Source organism: Neobacillus sp. NRS-1170, assembly GCF_050468025.1.
Map to the genome: position 1 here is coordinate 11734 of NZ_JBITPF010000019.1, position 16836 is coordinate 28569.

General features: G+C 42.1%; 11 protein-coding genes. All 11 read right to left on the bottom strand.

Translation table 11 applies throughout. From position 1 onward, the window contains the following. Positions 1 to 35: 35 nt before the first annotated feature. Positions 36 to 1613 carry a response regulator gene (locus tag ACIFOT_RS07690; protein ID WP_430063670.1) on the bottom strand — a complete coding sequence of 526 codons (1578 nt, stop codon included), beginning with the start codon at positions 1611 to 1613 and terminating at the stop codon, positions 36 to 38. Further along, complete coding sequence (locus ACIFOT_RS07695; protein ID WP_430063672.1) at positions 1588 to 3069, bottom strand: sensor histidine kinase; 1482 nt, start codon at positions 3067 to 3069, stop codon at positions 1588 to 1590. Before ACIFOT_RS07695 ends, ACIFOT_RS07690 begins: the two co-directional genes overlap by 26 nt. Continuing rightward, positions 3069 to 4070, bottom strand: coding sequence for a sugar-binding protein (locus tag ACIFOT_RS07700; protein WP_430063674.1), 1002 nt, complete (start codon positions 4068 to 4070; stop codon positions 3069 to 3071). The genes ACIFOT_RS07695 and ACIFOT_RS07700 overlap by 1 nt, the downstream gene beginning before the upstream one ends. A 155-nt stretch (positions 4071 to 4225) precedes the next feature. Further along, positions 4226 to 5218, bottom strand: coding sequence for a LacI family DNA-binding transcriptional regulator (locus tag ACIFOT_RS07705; RefSeq protein ID WP_430063676.1), 993 nt, complete (start codon positions 5216 to 5218; stop codon positions 4226 to 4228). A 3-nt stretch (positions 5219 to 5221) separates the two neighbouring features. Further along, positions 5222 to 6280, bottom strand: coding sequence for an aldose epimerase family protein (locus ACIFOT_RS07710; RefSeq protein ID WP_430063678.1), 1059 nt, complete (start codon positions 6278 to 6280; stop codon positions 5222 to 5224). Positions 6281 to 6310: 30 nt separating this feature from the next. Continuing rightward, positions 6311 to 7792, bottom strand: a complete 1482-nt coding sequence (gene galT, locus ACIFOT_RS07715; protein ID WP_430063827.1) for a UDP-glucose--hexose-1-phosphate uridylyltransferase — start codon at positions 7790 to 7792, stop codon at positions 6311 to 6313. A gap of 4 nt (positions 7793 to 7796) precedes the next feature. Next, the gene (gene galE, locus ACIFOT_RS07720; protein ID WP_430063680.1) at positions 7797 to 8786 is read right to left on the bottom strand and encodes a UDP-glucose 4-epimerase GalE; all 990 of its coding nucleotides are present in this window, start codon (positions 8784 to 8786) and stop codon (positions 7797 to 7799) included. Further along, a complete protein-coding gene (locus ACIFOT_RS07725) occupies positions 8787 to 9968 on the bottom strand; it encodes a galactokinase (RefSeq protein WP_430063682.1) in 1182 nt (393 codons plus the stop codon). It lies immediately after the preceding gene. A gap of 158 nt (positions 9969 to 10126) precedes the next feature. Then, positions 10127 to 10963 carry a DMT family transporter gene (locus ACIFOT_RS07730; RefSeq protein WP_430063684.1) on the bottom strand — a complete coding sequence of 279 codons (837 nt, stop codon included), beginning with the start codon at positions 10961 to 10963 and terminating at the stop codon, positions 10127 to 10129. A gap of 153 nt (positions 10964 to 11116) precedes the next feature. Continuing rightward, entirely contained in the window at positions 11117 to 13357 is a 2241-nt protein-coding gene (locus ACIFOT_RS07735) for an alpha-galactosidase (protein WP_430063686.1), read from the bottom strand. A gap of 79 nt (positions 13358 to 13436) precedes the next feature. After that, entirely contained in the window at positions 13437 to 16652 is a 3216-nt protein-coding gene (locus tag ACIFOT_RS07740) for a glycoside hydrolase (RefSeq protein ID WP_430063688.1), read from the bottom strand. Positions 16653 to 16836: the final 184 nt, after the last annotated feature.

The window sequence follows — 16836 nt, forward strand, 5'->3', positions numbered from 1 at the left end:
TTATCAAAAGGTAATACTGATTGGATATTAGAATTTCACACAGTCGCTTTACGAAATTCGGTCGGCGATAAGCCTGTAGCCTTTTTAAACACACGGCTGAAATAGTTAGGGTCTTTGTAGCCGACTGAATAGCAGATTTCTTTTAAGCTTTTGGCCGGGTCGGTCATTTCAACCTTGGCATGCTTGATTCGAATTTCCGTCAAGTAATCAATGAACGTCATCCCGAATCGATCTTTAAATAGCTTGCTAAAATAAAACGGGCTGAGTTCTACATATTCTGCTGCAGATTCTAAGGTAATCGTTTCGCAATATTGCTCTTCAATATATTCCTTCGCTTTATGCAGCATTCCCTTGGCATGATTGTTTCGCCAAATCTGAACCTGCTGCACAACCTCAAGTAAATGTTTTTTCCCTTTTTCAAAAATCACCCCGATATCCTCCGACCCTTCGATCACAGGGGTTCCTTCGTAGATAATGCCTAAATCATGAAGCATTCGAGATATGAGAATAAACAATTCATCAAAGGATTTTTTTACTAATGAAGCTTTTAAATCCTTGTTCGTTTCGACCTTGGTCACAAAAGAATCAAAAATGAACAACACCTGATTGACATCACCTTGCCGAACGGCATCTAACAACTTTTTTTCTATTTCAAGAAAACCAGATTCAGCAGGCATTTCAAAGGCATTTCCCTTCTTGTCGCAAAATAAAAACATACGATTAGGTGTTTTAGCAAGCTGCTCCAGCGCCAAAACCGCTTCATGATAGGATTTATTGAGCTCTTGTGCTTGGCTGTATGGATGTCCGATTCCGATCCGTAAATCACCTGAAAAGTCTTCTTTTTTGAAAAAATTAATCAGGTTATCACAGATTTGTTGGGCATTCGTTTTGAAATGGAGTTTTTCCGATGTTAGGAATACAACTGGCACTTGTGTGTCTGTAATTGGTCCAATAATGATCTCATGCTTTTTCACAACGGATTTAAGGGTATCCTTAAGCCACGAATACCAATATTGTTTTTTATTGTTCGTGAAATCAGATTTCCCTGCTGGCTGAAGGGAAAAGAGCATCACGTGGCCCGAAATAATTTCTGCCCCCAGAAGCTGCCCCCATTCATCAAAGGTAATATCCTGGACTTGGTTCATTAACAGCGATGTTACCCATTCTTTTTGGGCAATCGAAACGGCCCGGGTCAAATTTTCCCGCAAGTTGTTCTGCTCTTCTGTTTGTTTTCGCTCTGCATGGATTTCATCGGCTACACGCTTAAGGCCTTCAAGAATATCCTGCTTACTGCTCGGCTTTAAGATGTACTCCTTCACTCCTTGCTGCATCACTTCTTTGGCATATTCAAAGGTATTAAAGGCCGAAACCATGATAAAGCGGATGTTCGCATCGAATTTTCTGATTTCCTTCACGGCTTGTACGCCATCGATTCCGGGCATTTTGATATCCATAAAAATAATATCCGGCCGCTGCTCCGCTGCCATTTCTATCGCCCTTCTCCCATTGGGGGCCTCACCAATAACCATTACGTCCTCTGAAGAGTTTTTTAAAATCATGGCAACCGCTTTTCTTTCAAGAACTTCATCATCCACTATAAGAACTTTCAACAAGCTCGCTTCCCCCTTTGGCCGCGACAGGAATTGTCAGTCTAAAGTTTGTTCCTTTTTTCAATTCAGACTCAATTTCAACTATGTCTTTTCGCTGGTAAAAAAGCTGTAGTCTTCTAATTACATTTTTTACGCCAATCCCGTTGGAATGCCCTTTTGATTTTTCACGTTCAAATCCCTCTTCAGCGATAGCGCCCTCCGCATATTGAAGCAATTTGTTTTTTGTGGCGGTGTCCATCCCTTCGCCGTTATCAATGACTTCCACATAAATCCGGTCCCGCTTCCTGTAAATATTTAAGCGGATTTCGGCATTTTCTTCATATTCCTCAACACCGTGAATGAAAGCGTTCTCTATGAGCGGCTGCAGTGTTAAACTAGGAATCTCGATATCTAAACAATCATCCTCAATATCTGTGATAAATTGAATCCGCTCTCCGAATCTCGTTGTTTGGATAAAAAAGTACTCTTTTACAATCCGAACTTCATCTCTAAGCGTTGAAGCTTTATCTAAATCGCTCAGATTATACCGCAGCAGAGCCGCAACAGCTTCAATCAATCTCGAGGTATGTTCCGCTTCCTCCAAGTACGCCATTTTTGAAACCGTATTCAATGTATTGAATAAAAAATGAGGATTAATTTGGTTTTGCAGACTCTTTAACTCTAATTCTTTTAAAAGCTTATCCAGTTCACCTTGTTGTTTGATTTCTGTAACGAGCTGCCTAAGGTTTGCGCGCATTTGGTTAAACGTTTCCGTTAATGGCTTGAGCTCGTCTTTTGTGGTAATTTTAATATCCTCGCCGGACAGATTTCCCTTCGAAATTTGCTTCGCTGCCTGTGATAATAATCTAATCGGCTTGGTAATCCCGCCAGATATCCATAAGGCCAGCAAGGTGCTAAGGAAAAAAGCAGCCGCGAACAAGGAAATCGACATGAGTTTATAATAATGGTTTTGCTGTTCCATTTGATTATATAACTTTTGATAGTCCGTTAGCTTATTATTTAACAGTGCTAGTGTGCTTTCTTGAAGGAAGGAGTTAATTTTTAATACTTCATTAAAATGACTGGAATACTGGTTAATCTCATCTTTTTGAGATGCGCCCACAGTGGCATCGCCTTCATCCAAAAAACTGTCAATCATATTGTTATAATTTGAAAGTGTAACATCATTTGTGTTAATGACTTTAAAAAGCCGCTTTTGGTCCTTGATCAGCTTTACCTTTTCTTTTCGATAGTCTTTAAGATAGGATTCATCTTTTTCTAAAATATAAGCGTGGAGATTTTCGGTAATTAAATTTGTTCTTTGTGAGATATTGTTAAGCAGGAGAAATCGTTCGAAGCTGTTATCATATTCATTCACTAATTTTTCACTGCTGCTATAAAAAAAGAATCCTACAGATGTCAGCAATACCACTAGAACGATAAAGTAAAGAAGTAATTTCGATCTGATGCGGAATAACATTACCGGTTCCCCTCCAATCTCACGTGGTAATTAACCGGTAAATCCCCTTTTCTCAAAATCCGGGTATCTGTATGAACAATTGGAGGAACGGTTTTCCCCTCTCTTAGGTCAATCATCATTTTTACAGCTTTGTATCCCATTTCATAGGGTTCTTGAACAACTGTTGCCTTAATTGTGCCTTTTCGAATGTAATCAAGAGTTTCCGGGAGTGTATCAAAGGCGATGATATAAATTTGATCCTGTTTTTTATATTTCTCGACCACATGGGCGATTTCAATACCGTCTAAAGCACTTGTCCCAAAAAATGCGTTGACCTCAGGATGATCCTGCAAAATTTGATTCGCTTTTTCCGCCGCTTTTACTCTGCTAATCTCGGATTCTTCTACTGTAATAATATGGATTCCTTTTTCACCCTTTACGGCATCCTGAAACCCCTTAACCCGCTGCTGCATGTGGTTTGCATAAAAGCTCCCTGTAATAATGGCAACGTTGGCTTGCCCTTTTGTATCCTGTATCAAGGCCTTACCCGCTAGAAATCCCGAAAAATAATTATCCGTTCCAATATAGGCAAGACGCAAACTATTAGCGGCATCTGTATCAACAGTTATAACTGGGATTCCCTTAGATACGACCCGGTTAATCAGGGGCGTAAATTGCTGATCACTTAATCCCTGAGTCATAATTCCATCTACCTTGGAGGCTGCCGACATTTCAATTGTTTTAACATGATCTTCAATGTTAGCCTGCTTTGGGCCGGCATATTCAAGCAGAACGCCATATTGTTTTGCTGCCGCTCGTGCCCCTTTCTCGACAAGTCTCCAATACTCGTTATCCAATTCCTGGGACACTAGCACAAAGTGATAATTATACTTTTCTACTGTTTTCTCCTCTTTAGGCAAATCATGGGTTACAACCTTATATCCATAAAAACTAGCAAATGAGCAACTGACAAGAAAAAACAAAACCCCAAACGAATACGCCATGATGGACAACCTGCCCATAAAACACCACCATTCCAAATACCTGATTAGATAAGCATATTATACGTAACACACCAAATTTCGACAATGGCAGAAGGTGCTAATGGTGTCAGGCACCACAAAAAGACAAAAAGGCCAAACTGTCTGCCCCAGGCGGACAGTTTGGCCTTTTTGGGTTAGAAACTGCTATTTCTAATTATGAGTTTTGTTGCGATGAATGTTTTTTTGGCTGTTTTTCTGCCTTCTATTCTTTCCAACAATGTATCAACGGCTGTTTCTCCCATGAGTTCAGTATATACCTTTACGGTGCTAAGCGACGGAAAGACATATTTGGATATGCTGATGTCGTTTACGCCGATGATGTTCACGCGATCTGGAACAGATACTCCATCCTCGAGTAAAGCCCTGAGAGCACCGACTGCAATCGAGTCATTTCCGGTGAAAAAGGCGGTGGGCAGATTTTCTCCGTGTTCCTGGATGGCCTGTTTCATCAAAGAATGGCCAGCATCCACGGAGAAGTTACCAATGTACATAAACGCTTCATTCAAAGAGCCTTTTTCTGCTAAATAGCTCTTGAACATCCTTTCCCTGGGGTCTTCTATTTTGGAAGTTTTATCTTTGAAAATCTCCCTGCCGCCAATATAGCCGACACGTTCATGACCCTTTTCTAGAAAATAGTCAAGGACCTTTTCGGTTGCCTTCTCAAAGTCAATCACAACGGAATCATATTTCTCTTCATCTGGAGAAGAATCGACAAAGACGATATTTTTCGTAATCGCTGATAGTTCTTTCACTTGCTTGCTGCTGTACTTTCCGATGGCGATGAGCCCTTGAACCTCATCTTCTCTTAAATCATCGTAATTATCTTGAAAATACTTTACCACTTGGATTCCATGGTGCCGGCAGCGATTTTCCACCCCCAGCCGGATGGACATATAGTATAAGTCTTCTAGCTCTTCTTTTTCTGAATGCCATTGCAAGAGAGCAATCTTGCCTGACTCCTGTTTTCGGGACGCGGTTTTCTTCTTATAAGATAGCTCCTCGGCAACCTCGAAAATCCTTTTTTTCGTTTCATCGCTGACTGAGAGCGTCGTATCATAATTGAGCACCCTTGATACAGTGGCAATCGATACCCCCGCTATTTGTGCAATATCTTTAATGGTGGCCATATTTTAGTCTCCTAATGTGTTAGCAAAAAAGCGATATTTCGTTGTGGAATAGTATACATCCTCAGGATTTAAAATGACAGACGGAAACTCCGGTTGATGAATGGCATCAGGAAGTCCTTGTGTTTCCAAACAGACGCCTAGATAATTTCTGGCCCTGACACCAGAAATCGAAAATGGTCCTTCTAATTGGTTCGAAGTATAAACAACGACACAAGGCTGGTCCGTCGTTACCATCAGCGTCCGACCGCTTTCCTCATCGCTCAATACGATGGTATTTTCACCATTTCCGGTAAAAATAAGCGGATGATCGTATCCGTTTCCGGCCAGCACATTTTGTGGATGTACCGAATTCACTCCTGAAAGGATTCTGCGCCCATGCTGAAAATCAAATGGAGTATTCTTTGCAGCAATCATTTTTCCAGTCGGAATCAAATCTTTACCCAATTCCAAAAACCGGTCGCTTTCTAATTGAAGGATATGCTCGGTACAATCTCTTTTTAGATTGCCGCTCAGATTAAAATACGAATGATTCGTTAAATTGACCAAGGTTTTTTGATCGGTTTTCCCTTCATAGGTAATAACCAGTTCATTCTTATTGTTTAAAAGATAGGTTACAAAGATGTTAAGATTTCCTGGATAGCCTTCTTCCCCATTTGGGCTATAGTAATAAAACTTTAGACCAACTTCTTCATCTTCCTCTATTTTTTCTGCTTTCCATATCACTGAATTAAATCCCTTTTTCCCGCCGTGTAAGTGATTGGGATGTTCATTGTCTGCGAGCAAGTATTCCTTTCCGTCCAATTCGAACCGAGCACCTTTAATTCTGCCGGCTACCCGTCCGACAACGCAGCCAAAGTAAGGGGACAAGTCGAGGTAGTCCTCAAACTCCTCAAAACCAAGCACCACATTTTCAAAGTTTCCTTGTCGGTCTGGAACGATTATTTTGGTGATTACACATCCGTAATTTAGACATGAGACCGTCATCCCCGAATCGTTGGAAAGCGTATATTCAATCACAGACTGCCCATCATAATTGCCAACTAATTTATCAATTATCTTCATCTAATCTCACTCCATTTTTTCGAGGGCTTCTCATGATAAGGTTCGAATAAACTTGCGAAATCCAGCAGCACCTTCTTCATTCCATTTAAACACACCGGCATCCTCTAAACACTTTAAAAATTTATTTCCGACTTCTTCTCTTACCAGTGACTCCACATTTGATTCATCCGCAATAGCGTGATAGCGGTCTCTTAATTCTACTGCCCAGTTTAAATGATGGTCCGCAACCAGTACTTCTTTCCCAACTACAAAATCCTCCACTTCTTTGAGCTCTTCCTTTAAGCGGGCTGGCAGCACAGCCAATCCCATCACTTCAATCAAACCGATGTTTTCCTTCTTAATATGATGAACATCGCTGTGAGGATGGAAGATTCCAAGTGGATGCTTCTCACTTGTCCGGTTGTTTCGTAAAACCAAGTCGAGTTCAAATACTTCACCCTTTTTGCGGGCAATCGGCGTAATGGTATTATGCGAAGACTCTCCCGTCCATGCTAAAACTCCAACCGCTTCATCGCTGTAATTTTTCCAGTTAGCTAAAATATGGTCCGCAGCCTCAACAAGGCCGGCCTTATCTTCTGAGCGCAGCCGAATCACCGACATCGGCCATTTTACAACGGCTCCTTCTACATTCGGAAATTCTGCCATATCAAATGTCCAATCAGATTCCGCCTTCGCCATGGCAAATTCATAATTCCCGCCTTGGTAATGTTCATGCGATAAAATCGAACCGCCCACGATTGGGATGTCTGCATTCGAACCAAGGAAATAATGCGGGAACTGCTCTACAAAGGATAATAATCGTTGAAACGTCGCCCGGCTAATTTTCATATCGGTATGCTTTTCCGATAAAACAATACAATGCTCATTGTAGTAGACATATGGTGAATATTGGAGATACCAATTTTCATTCAACAACTTCATCCGGATCATGCGGTGATTAGAGCGGGCCGGGTGGCCAACCCTCCCTGCATAGCCCTCATTTTCAATACATAGCAGGCATTTCGGATATTCATTTTTCATGGCTGCCCGTTCGGCAGCAATACTTCTTGGGTCTTTTTCCGGCTTTGATAAATTAATCGTAATGTCCAATTCACCGAATATCGTTTCAGCCTTGTATTCAATATTTTTTCGAATCCGATTCATTTGGATGTAATTGCTGCTTTTACTTAATTTATAAAAATACTGCGTCGCTTCCCATGGGTCCTGTTGATATTTTTGATAAAAAAGCTGATTCACGGTGGATGGCCTTGCCATAAAGCAGTTCATGATTTTACTTGAAAAAATTTCTTTTTCATCAAAGAGATCTTCAATGATTCCCTGTTCGCAGGCATAATCAACGATTTCATCAAGCAAATCTGGTATGGATAGTTTCTTTCCTGGTTCGGGTTCCTTATAGTCTGCTATATGAAGCAGCGAAAGAACTTGATTACGTGCATATATCTCATCATCGTTCTCTATTAATTGAGCCTCGAGCGCTTTTTCCACTAGTTGTTGGATCAATTGATAAATCATTTCCTCACCTCTGATATCCATTCGGATTATGCTTATGCCAGTTCCAGGCATCGTTGATGATTTGCTGTATCGATGTTCTTGATGGATTCCAGCCAAGTACCTGCCCTGCTTTTTCAGAAGAGGCAATTAACGTACTCGGGTCACCGGAGCGTCGTTCCCCCATTTGGACCGGAATATCTATTCCTGTTACCATTCTAGCTGTCTCAACAATTTCATTTACAGAGAAGCCCTGACTTGAGCCGAGGTTAAAAATATGGCTCTCTCCGCCATTTTGCAATAATTTCAAAGCTAAAAGATGAGCCTCAATTAAGTCCTCGACATGGACATAATCTCGGACGCACGTACCATCTGCGGTATCGTAGTCATCTCCAAAGATGGTAACTGCCGGTCTTTTTCCCAATGCTGCTTCTAGGACAACGGGAATGAGATGTGTTTCGGGGTTGTGATCTTCGCCAATTTGCCCGTCTCCTCTGGACCCGGCAACGTTAAAATATCTGAGGGATACATATTTGATTCCAAATGCCTTCTCACACCAAGCGATCATTTTTTCCATCGCCAATTTGGTTTCCCCATAGGTGTTTGTTGGCATTGTCTGGGCTTCTTCTGTTATCGGCACTTCCTTTGGCTCCCCGTACACGGCAGCTGTGGACGAAAAGACAATGTGCTTAACGCCAAATTCCTTCATCATTTCGAGGACAATTTGGGTGCCGTACACATTGTTATCAAAGTATTTTAACGGCTCGACCATCGATTCGCCGACAAGGGAGTTTGCGGCAAAATGCAGGATAGCTTCTATCTTTTCTTTTTCAAAAGCAGACCGCATGAACTCACGGCTTCGGATATCCCCTTCATAAAAGCGCGCCTCCGAATGTACTGCATCCCGGTGGCCTGTTTGCAGGTTGTCAATTACGATTACCTGAAAGCCTTGATCGATTAACTGGTAAACAGCGTGCGAGCCTACATAACCGGCCCCTCCTAAAACAAGAATACTCATTTAAAGCGCCTCCTCCATTTCAATTTCCTTCGCTCCGTCGCCAATGCTGGCAACATAAAAATCGGCTTCGTAACCAATCTTGTCAAGATAGGCTGCGCCAACGTTTGCAATAAATCGCTCAACCTCTTCATTGGCAACAATGGCAATCGCACAGCCGCCAAAGCCTGCACCTGTCATCCGCGCCCCAAGGACTCCTGGATGATTCCAAGCCGCTTCCACTAACGTGTCGAGTTCTACACCCGTTACTTCATAGTCGTCTCGCAAGGAAATATGCGATTGGTTCATCAATTGGCCAAAGGCTTCCACATTCCCGGCTTTTAGTTCGTTCAAAGCCTTCAGGGTTCTGATATTTTCATAGACGGCATGTTTCGCCCGCTTACGGACGATTTCGTTGGTTATCAAGGATTGATTTGTATCAAACTCCTCTTCCGATAGCTGACCAAGCGCTTCAATCGGCAGTTTTAACTGCAGCTGGGCTAGTGCTTCTTCGCACTCAGCCCGCCGTTCGTTATATTTAGAATCTGCTAACTCCCGGCGCTTGTTTGTATTCATGATTAGGATTTTGTGATTTTCGAGATGAATCGGTGCGTATTCATATTTCAAATTCTGGCAATCTAGTAGAATCCCTGCATCCTTCAAGCCCATCCCAATTGCAAACTGGTCCATGACCCCGCTGTTCACGCCAATAAATTCGTTTTCGACTTTTTTGCCAAGCTTGATTAGATTAAGTCTAGGGAGCTCTAATTCAAACAGGCCGTTCACCAGAACCCCAGTCAACACCTCAATGGAAGCAGATGAAGAAAGTCCGGCACCATTCGGAATATTCCCTTGTATGACGCACTCAAATCCTGAGGGAATCTCATATCCTGCTTCAATAATGTACCGAATCATCCCCTTCGGATAATTGGCCCAATTTTGATGTTTATCGTATTCAAGTTCATTTAAGTTAAATTCGATGATTCCTTTTTCGGCGAAGTTCATGGAATACACTCGTACAAGCTGATCCTCGCGCTTCCTTGCAACCGCATAAGTACCGTAGGTAATCGCGCATGGGAATACATGGCCGCCATTGTAATCGGTATGTTCGCCAATTAAGTTTATCCGGCCAGGGGCAAAAAAGGCTCTTTCAGGTAAAGTATGGAATACGTTTTCAAAGGTTGTGTTTAGCATCGTCAAGTTCATGTGGCAGTCCCCTCCAGGCAAATTATCATTAATTCAATTTTACTCCTGTTAGTAAAATTAAACAATTATTTTTACTAAAATTTTTACTAAATAATTAACTGTTTTTTTGCTAATCTTTGAATATAAAAAAACAGCCCCCAATGGAGCTGCTTTCAATCTCATATTTTTGTAAAAATAATTCCGAGAATGGCAGAAAATATGCCTATAAGCTGATATCGTTTTAATTTTTCTTTAAAAAACCAACAGCCTGCAAGGATAACAACGAGACAATTCAGGCTGACGATTGGGAAGATGATACTTGCAGTCCCTATCTGCAGCGCGTAAAAATAACAGCTGTAGCCTATTACACTGACCAATCCGACTAGAGAACCGATATTGGCTTCCGATCGCTGCCAGGTTTCCTTTTCCCGAATGCTTGTTATTCCTAGATACACACTTCCTACACCGTACATACAAGTTATTGTATTGAACGAGCTAATGTGCAAAAAGGATGTTGTTTTCATTAATATACCCAGGATACCGAAGGACAGGATAGCCAAAAGTACCCGGAATAGCCATGGACCGTACTCTGTTCCCCTGCTCTGTCCCGGCGAATATTGAATAGCCATTGCCGAGCCTAAGATAACGGCAATCCCTACCCAATGGAGAAGGCTGATATTTTCATGGAAGATTATCGCTGCTCCGAAGATCGGCAGGATGGCATTTGCGCCGATTAGCGGTGAAGTTAGGCTGGCGGGCCCTTTTTCGAATGCCTTTGACATTTGAATATTGCCATTGGCATTTAAAATCCCAATCAGTCCTCCAAGGATGACGGCATAAAGATTAAACTGGAATTGCTCTGTCGCAATCCCATACCCGAGCGTAAGCAAAAAAGCTGTAAAATAAAAGAAAAACTGAATATGCACCTTGGACAAGCCGCGGCTTGTACTCCATTTAAATAGAGTATTGTTCGTTCCGAAGCTTAAGGTAGTTATCAATGCTGCAGCAATCCACATGCTGAAACCTTCTTCCCTATCTTGTCTTGATACATACTCATTTTAAATCCAGTAACAAAGGATTCGCAATCCTTTTTTTTCTGGTTAGAAAAAGAGGCTTTGATAAAAAAAACTGATCCTAAAAGTAGTTTTTGGAATCAGTATCCTTTTCCTTTAATCGATCCGGCCCTCTATACTTGTCAAATGAAAAACATGTGATTGGAAGTCCCCTCCACGCTCGGCACTTTGGCTGTTTACACCATTGAACTCCGTTGGAAGCAGAAGGCCTGCGTGTATCAGTTCATCTCCATAGCAGCACTGGCCGCTCTCAGCCACTTGATAAAACTTCGCTTCATCCAGCCCATTAAGCTTTAATGTTTGCTGCTTTGGAGAATTCGGGGTTGCCAAAACCTTGTAGTAGCCGATTAATGCTTCTGATTGATCCTGGCTGACGACCATCCATGCTGTCTCATTTCCATCGAACGGACTTTGCAGGCGATAAAATTTACCGTCGCGGATTAACCCACGGTGCTTTTTATAAAAAGAAACCTGCTCTTTGATTTCCAGACGTTCCTCTTCTGTTAAATGAAGAGGATTCAGTTCATAGCCAAAGGTTCCAAAGTAAGCCGTATTCGCTCTCGTCGATAATGGCGTGGTCCTTAATGTTTGGTGATTCGGAATGGCCGAAACATGAGATCCCATGCTGTAGACCGGATAAGCAAATGATGTTCCGTATTGGATTTTAAGCCTTTCGACGGCATCCGTATCATCACTTGTCCACGCCTGTGGTGCGTAGTACATCATTCCCGGATCAAACCGTCCGCCCCCGCCCGCACATGATTCAAACAACACCTGAGGAAATTCACTGGTTAACCGTTCGTAAAGTCGATAAACGCCTAAAATATAGCGGTGGAAAAACTCCCCTTGCTGATTTGGAGCTAATTTTTGCGAAAAGGCTTCTGTAATATTGCGATTCATATCCCATTTAATGTAAGCAAGGTCTGTCTGTCTAATAATGTCGGCCATTTTTTCGTATAGATAATCAACGATTTCCGGCCTTGAAAAATCAAGAACCAGCTGATTGCGGCCAAGTGTACGCTGCTCCGGCATACCAACCGCCCAATCCGGATGTTCTCTAAATAAATCACTGTAAGGGCTGATCATCTCAGGTTCAAACCACAGACCAAACTTCATGCCTAACGCAGAAATTTTTTGAACGACACTCTCTAACCCATTGGGAAGCTTATTTAAATCCACATGCCAATCACCGAGTGAGGATGTATCATCGTTTCTTTTGCCAAACCAGCCATCGTCAAGCACAAACAATTCGATTCCTAATTCACTGGCGGACTTAGCGATGTTCACCAGCTTTTCCTCATTGAAATCAAAGTAGGTGGCCTCCCAGTTATTAATCAAGATTGGCCGTTCCTTCTTCTGCCATTGAGCTGGGATTAAATTTTTCCGATAAAGATCATGAAAAGCCTGGCTCATTCCATTTAGCCCTTGTTCTGAATAGACCATCACTGTTTCAGGTGTTTGGAAGGATTCCTCCGGCTTTAAAGACCACCTGAAGCAAAATGGATGAATTCCAACTGTCAGTCTCGCCGTGTCATAATGATCTACTTCCACTTGCATGAGAAAATTACTGCTATAAACAAAATTAAAGCCGTATACCTCACCTGAATGCTCCGTCGCAGATGGTCTTTTTAATGCTAAAAATGGATTATGATGGTGAGAGCTTGCCCCGCGCAGACTAGAAATGGACTGGATTCCAGTTTCAAGTTTTCTTTCCTTTACATGCCGTTCCCGTGACCATGTCCCGGCTAAATGAACAAACTGAAAATCCTTATCAGGCAAATCAAGCGATGCACTCATTATTCTTTCAATCGACAATTCCTCTTGACCGTTGTTTCTCAAGAAGGCGCTTCTCGTAATCACTGGCTTTTCACGGAAAATAGTATAATTTAAGGTTAATTCTGCTTGTAACACCGCATCCTTTAAGATGATTTGGAGTGTGTTTGCATCGCTGAAGTCTTCTGTATAAGTTGCCGGCAGCCCCTCAAGACGAGGTTTACCTTCCAGCAAACGAAACGATTCATATTTAAAATCGGGAACATGGTTAACGTTCTGTTTGGTTAGACTGATAGCGGGTTCCCGGAAATCCGAATTTCCGTAGGCCGGGTATTCCTGCCGAACTGTCTCGAGACAAAAAGCTGGATTGTCTGCATAAACATGACAGCTGGCGGGGGTTGGTACATCATACTGCTGCAAATGGGAAAAATCGCTTCGATGCCTTATTGCTTTGCCAAAATAGAGATGACCTAGCTGCCCATTCTTCATCACGTGGAAAATGTAGCTTACCTGACCATTTGTCAAATGAAATTGCTGTTTTTCTAAATTCGTATGTATTTGCATAAAACTTCACCTTCTTCTAAATGAATGTTGTTTTGAAAATAGGGGGTTCATCATAAAAACCCCCTATAAATCTCCTATATCATTGAACTAATAAGGTTCCATCTTCATTAACAAACTCAATTGTATAAGTTTCCTTATGTTTACGATCCTCAGAGGTTACGATAATTTCCGCTTTGCCAGGCAAAGATTCAGGAAGGTTGATTTGTGCATCCGCGAAAAGGTCATTTGTAATTGCCTTTATATTTAAATCCTTATGCACCCGGCCATTCATTTCCACTTGATAGGTGAAGGTATCGGCTTTAAAGTCTTTAAGTGGCTGCCCATTAATCAAAACATTTTCAAGCGTCGCATCCTCCCCTGCACTTGGAACAGAAGATTCTCCAACACCCCATACCATTAGTTCTGAAATGGCTATACATGTGTTCGGCATTGCCTGCATCATTGCCCGAATCTTTGAAGTTTTGAGAGGCTCAAACGAAAGATTGATTTCTTTTTTAGCCGCCACCTCAGTTTGCGTCCCTTCAATATCAACCCATGCACTGCCATTCCAATATTGCAGCACGAATGATTGTGCTGGTCTCGTACCGCCGCCATCATCATAGAAATGGAAATCTACTTTTGAAATGGTCTCTTCTTTGCCAAAATCAATCGCAACCCAGTCTTCTTTTCTCCAATTGTTTGGATCCCAGTTCGTCCAGCGGACACTGGAGATAATTCCATCATTTATGTTTGCGGCTCTGTCGTACATTCCCGTGAAGGAAGCACTTGCTTTCGGGAACTCATTTCCAGATATCTTCAAGGCAAGGTTTTTCAAAGCGGGCTTTACAACTTGGACCTCTGCAAATGCTTTAACTGGGCTGTCTGGATTTTTTCCTCTCACTGTAAATTTGCCTAGACCCGCATAAAGCGAAGGATCGATTTCATCCCATAGAATTGCCACCTTACCGTGAGAACCGTTGGTTAATTTGGCGGTTGCTTCTTTTGGTAAAATTGGTGCCGCACCTGGTGTCGTTTTAACTTTGACAGGCTCGATACTCTCAATCTTAGAAACTATTACCGTTGCAATGGCCTTTATTTTTGTACCTTCTACCTGTCCCTCAACTGTAAAGACATTTTCTCGATCATAGAGGGCTGGATCAATTTCATTCCAAACGACACCTTTCAAAACTCGATCCCCATCACCGTATACTGCCGTTACTTCATTAGGCAGAATGGGTGCCGTTTTTTTCTTTGGCACAACAACCTCTACCGGTTCAATCTTGGAAATTCCCGCTTTAACCAGCTTCCATACCTGATTATTTCCGGCATTCGGCAGCCACACCGTTGCCCGGGCATCCTCGGCTTTGGATTGTCCGCCTATCTCAAGCAGTTTGCCATCTTGTACATTGACAAATGTATATTCTCCATTTCCATAAGTTGATAGAATCCATTTTTGACTTGGTTGATCCTCATCCTTCTGCAAAATAGCCGAACCGTTTTCGATACCAAGTACCTTACCGCTTGCCGGATGAACAATTTGATAGATCTCCTTGTTGCTGTTGCCATTTGTGACTTTTTGAATTCTCCAGCTTTGACTATCTTTTTCATGAACCTTCGTTTTTTGTACAATCGCTGCTTGATTCTGGGCGATCTCAAGTACTTTCCCGCTGTTTTTATTGATGATATTGTAGTCATCGGAATCCACAACACTTTGATCCGGGGCAACGCCGGATACCTTTGAAACTACAAAAGTAGTAATCGATTGAGGTTTAACGACAACTGATAACTTTTTATCCGAGATTTTTATGGCAGATCCCTTAGCAATATTATCCGTTGCTGACGTTACATAAGGAACAGCTTCCGCATTATCTTTTACAGTTTCAAATCCTGATAAGTCAAAGTTCAGCGCCTTTTCCTCTGTCGTGCTGTTTGTATAAACTAAGACAAGTGATTCATCCTGTTTATTGATGGCTGCTAATGTACTGCTGCTGTTCGAATTGATGACTTGAGAACCTGGACGGATAAATTTGCTGTAGTTCCCCATTGCATAGTATTTTTTATTTTTATAAATTTTTACATTGCTGAAATCCTTAGGATCAAAGTCCACTTGGATTAGTCCCCAGTTTGCATTTTCGTGTTCTGGATTCATATTGACTTCATCTTCAATTGCCTGCCATAGCACCCATGCCTCTGGTTCAAGCTTTTGAATATCACTGGTAATTCGTTCAGACAGGCCAAGGCCTGTTCGAATATCGGTATGACTTTGTCCGATGCCTCCCGGACTAAGATCCACCTCTGACATCCACAATCTCTTGCCAGAAGATTTGGCAATATCCCGCACACCTACTTGCTGTTCAGGCCAGTACGTATGTACATTTAATTGCCCGATATTGGAGCGTGTTTCAGCATTATATTGCTCCCAGTTTTCTCTAAATCTTTGTGGATGTGTCTCATCCATAGCAGAAACAACCGTACTAAGTTGTTTTTCATCTAACTGTTTTTTAACCTCATTTATGATTTTCGACTGAGAAGCACGGGACCAGTTAGAGCCTTCCTGTCTGCCCTTTGCGCCCCAATAGCCAGTGAAAGGCTCATTAATTGGGGAAAGCGTTTTAAATTCAACATCTAAATCTTTTTGTAAATGATCAACGACTGTTGTTAAGTATGTTGCAAAGTTTTCGAACTGATCTGCTTTTAAATTGTCGTCCCATGAGTTCCAATTGCCAGATACATATCCACTTTGAGTCATAAAATATGGAGCTGAATTGGAGAAGGCTTCGAACGTGTCTGCACCCCTTGATTTGGCAGCCTCCAGCCACCAGCGCTGATTTGCATCCGCGTCCCAGTTCCAATGATCTGGATTCTTTGGATCCCACCAATTCGCTTGTTCCTTCCAGCCAGTTGTGTTTCCTTGTGGAGGACCAAATTCTGCCGGACGATTCCAGTAGCCGGGAACCGCCCCGCCTTTACGCATATATGGTGCCGTCTCCGGCGAATCACCACCGCCAATATTATAGCGGGCAATATTAAAATTCAGCCCATCTTTCCCGAAGAGATCATCTGCCAGCTCATTTCTAAGTTCATCCGGCCAGCCTCCAGTAACATTTGCAAACCAGACAAGCGCTGTTCCCCAGCCATCAAAAGGCTCATGCTGATAGCTTGGGTCTAATTCAATCGTTTCTATATTAGAATTTACTTCAACAGAATTTTCCTCAGCATAAGTCTTCTTCGTTATAGCAGGTGAAACCACCCCCATGACAAGCAATACAATCATGCAATAGGCAGATATTTTTCTTCCAAACCCCTTTGGCAACATACACAAATCCTCCCCTTTAATAGTTCTGACATACATCTCCTGACAGTTAAGGAATTCGATGTTTACTCAAAGATGGATGATACTAAATCTTTCATATCCTTGACTGATGTCCATAATTCCGGGCATTACGGAAACAGTAGTGTAATAATTCAGATCATGACACCACCCCCTATATACAGAGAGT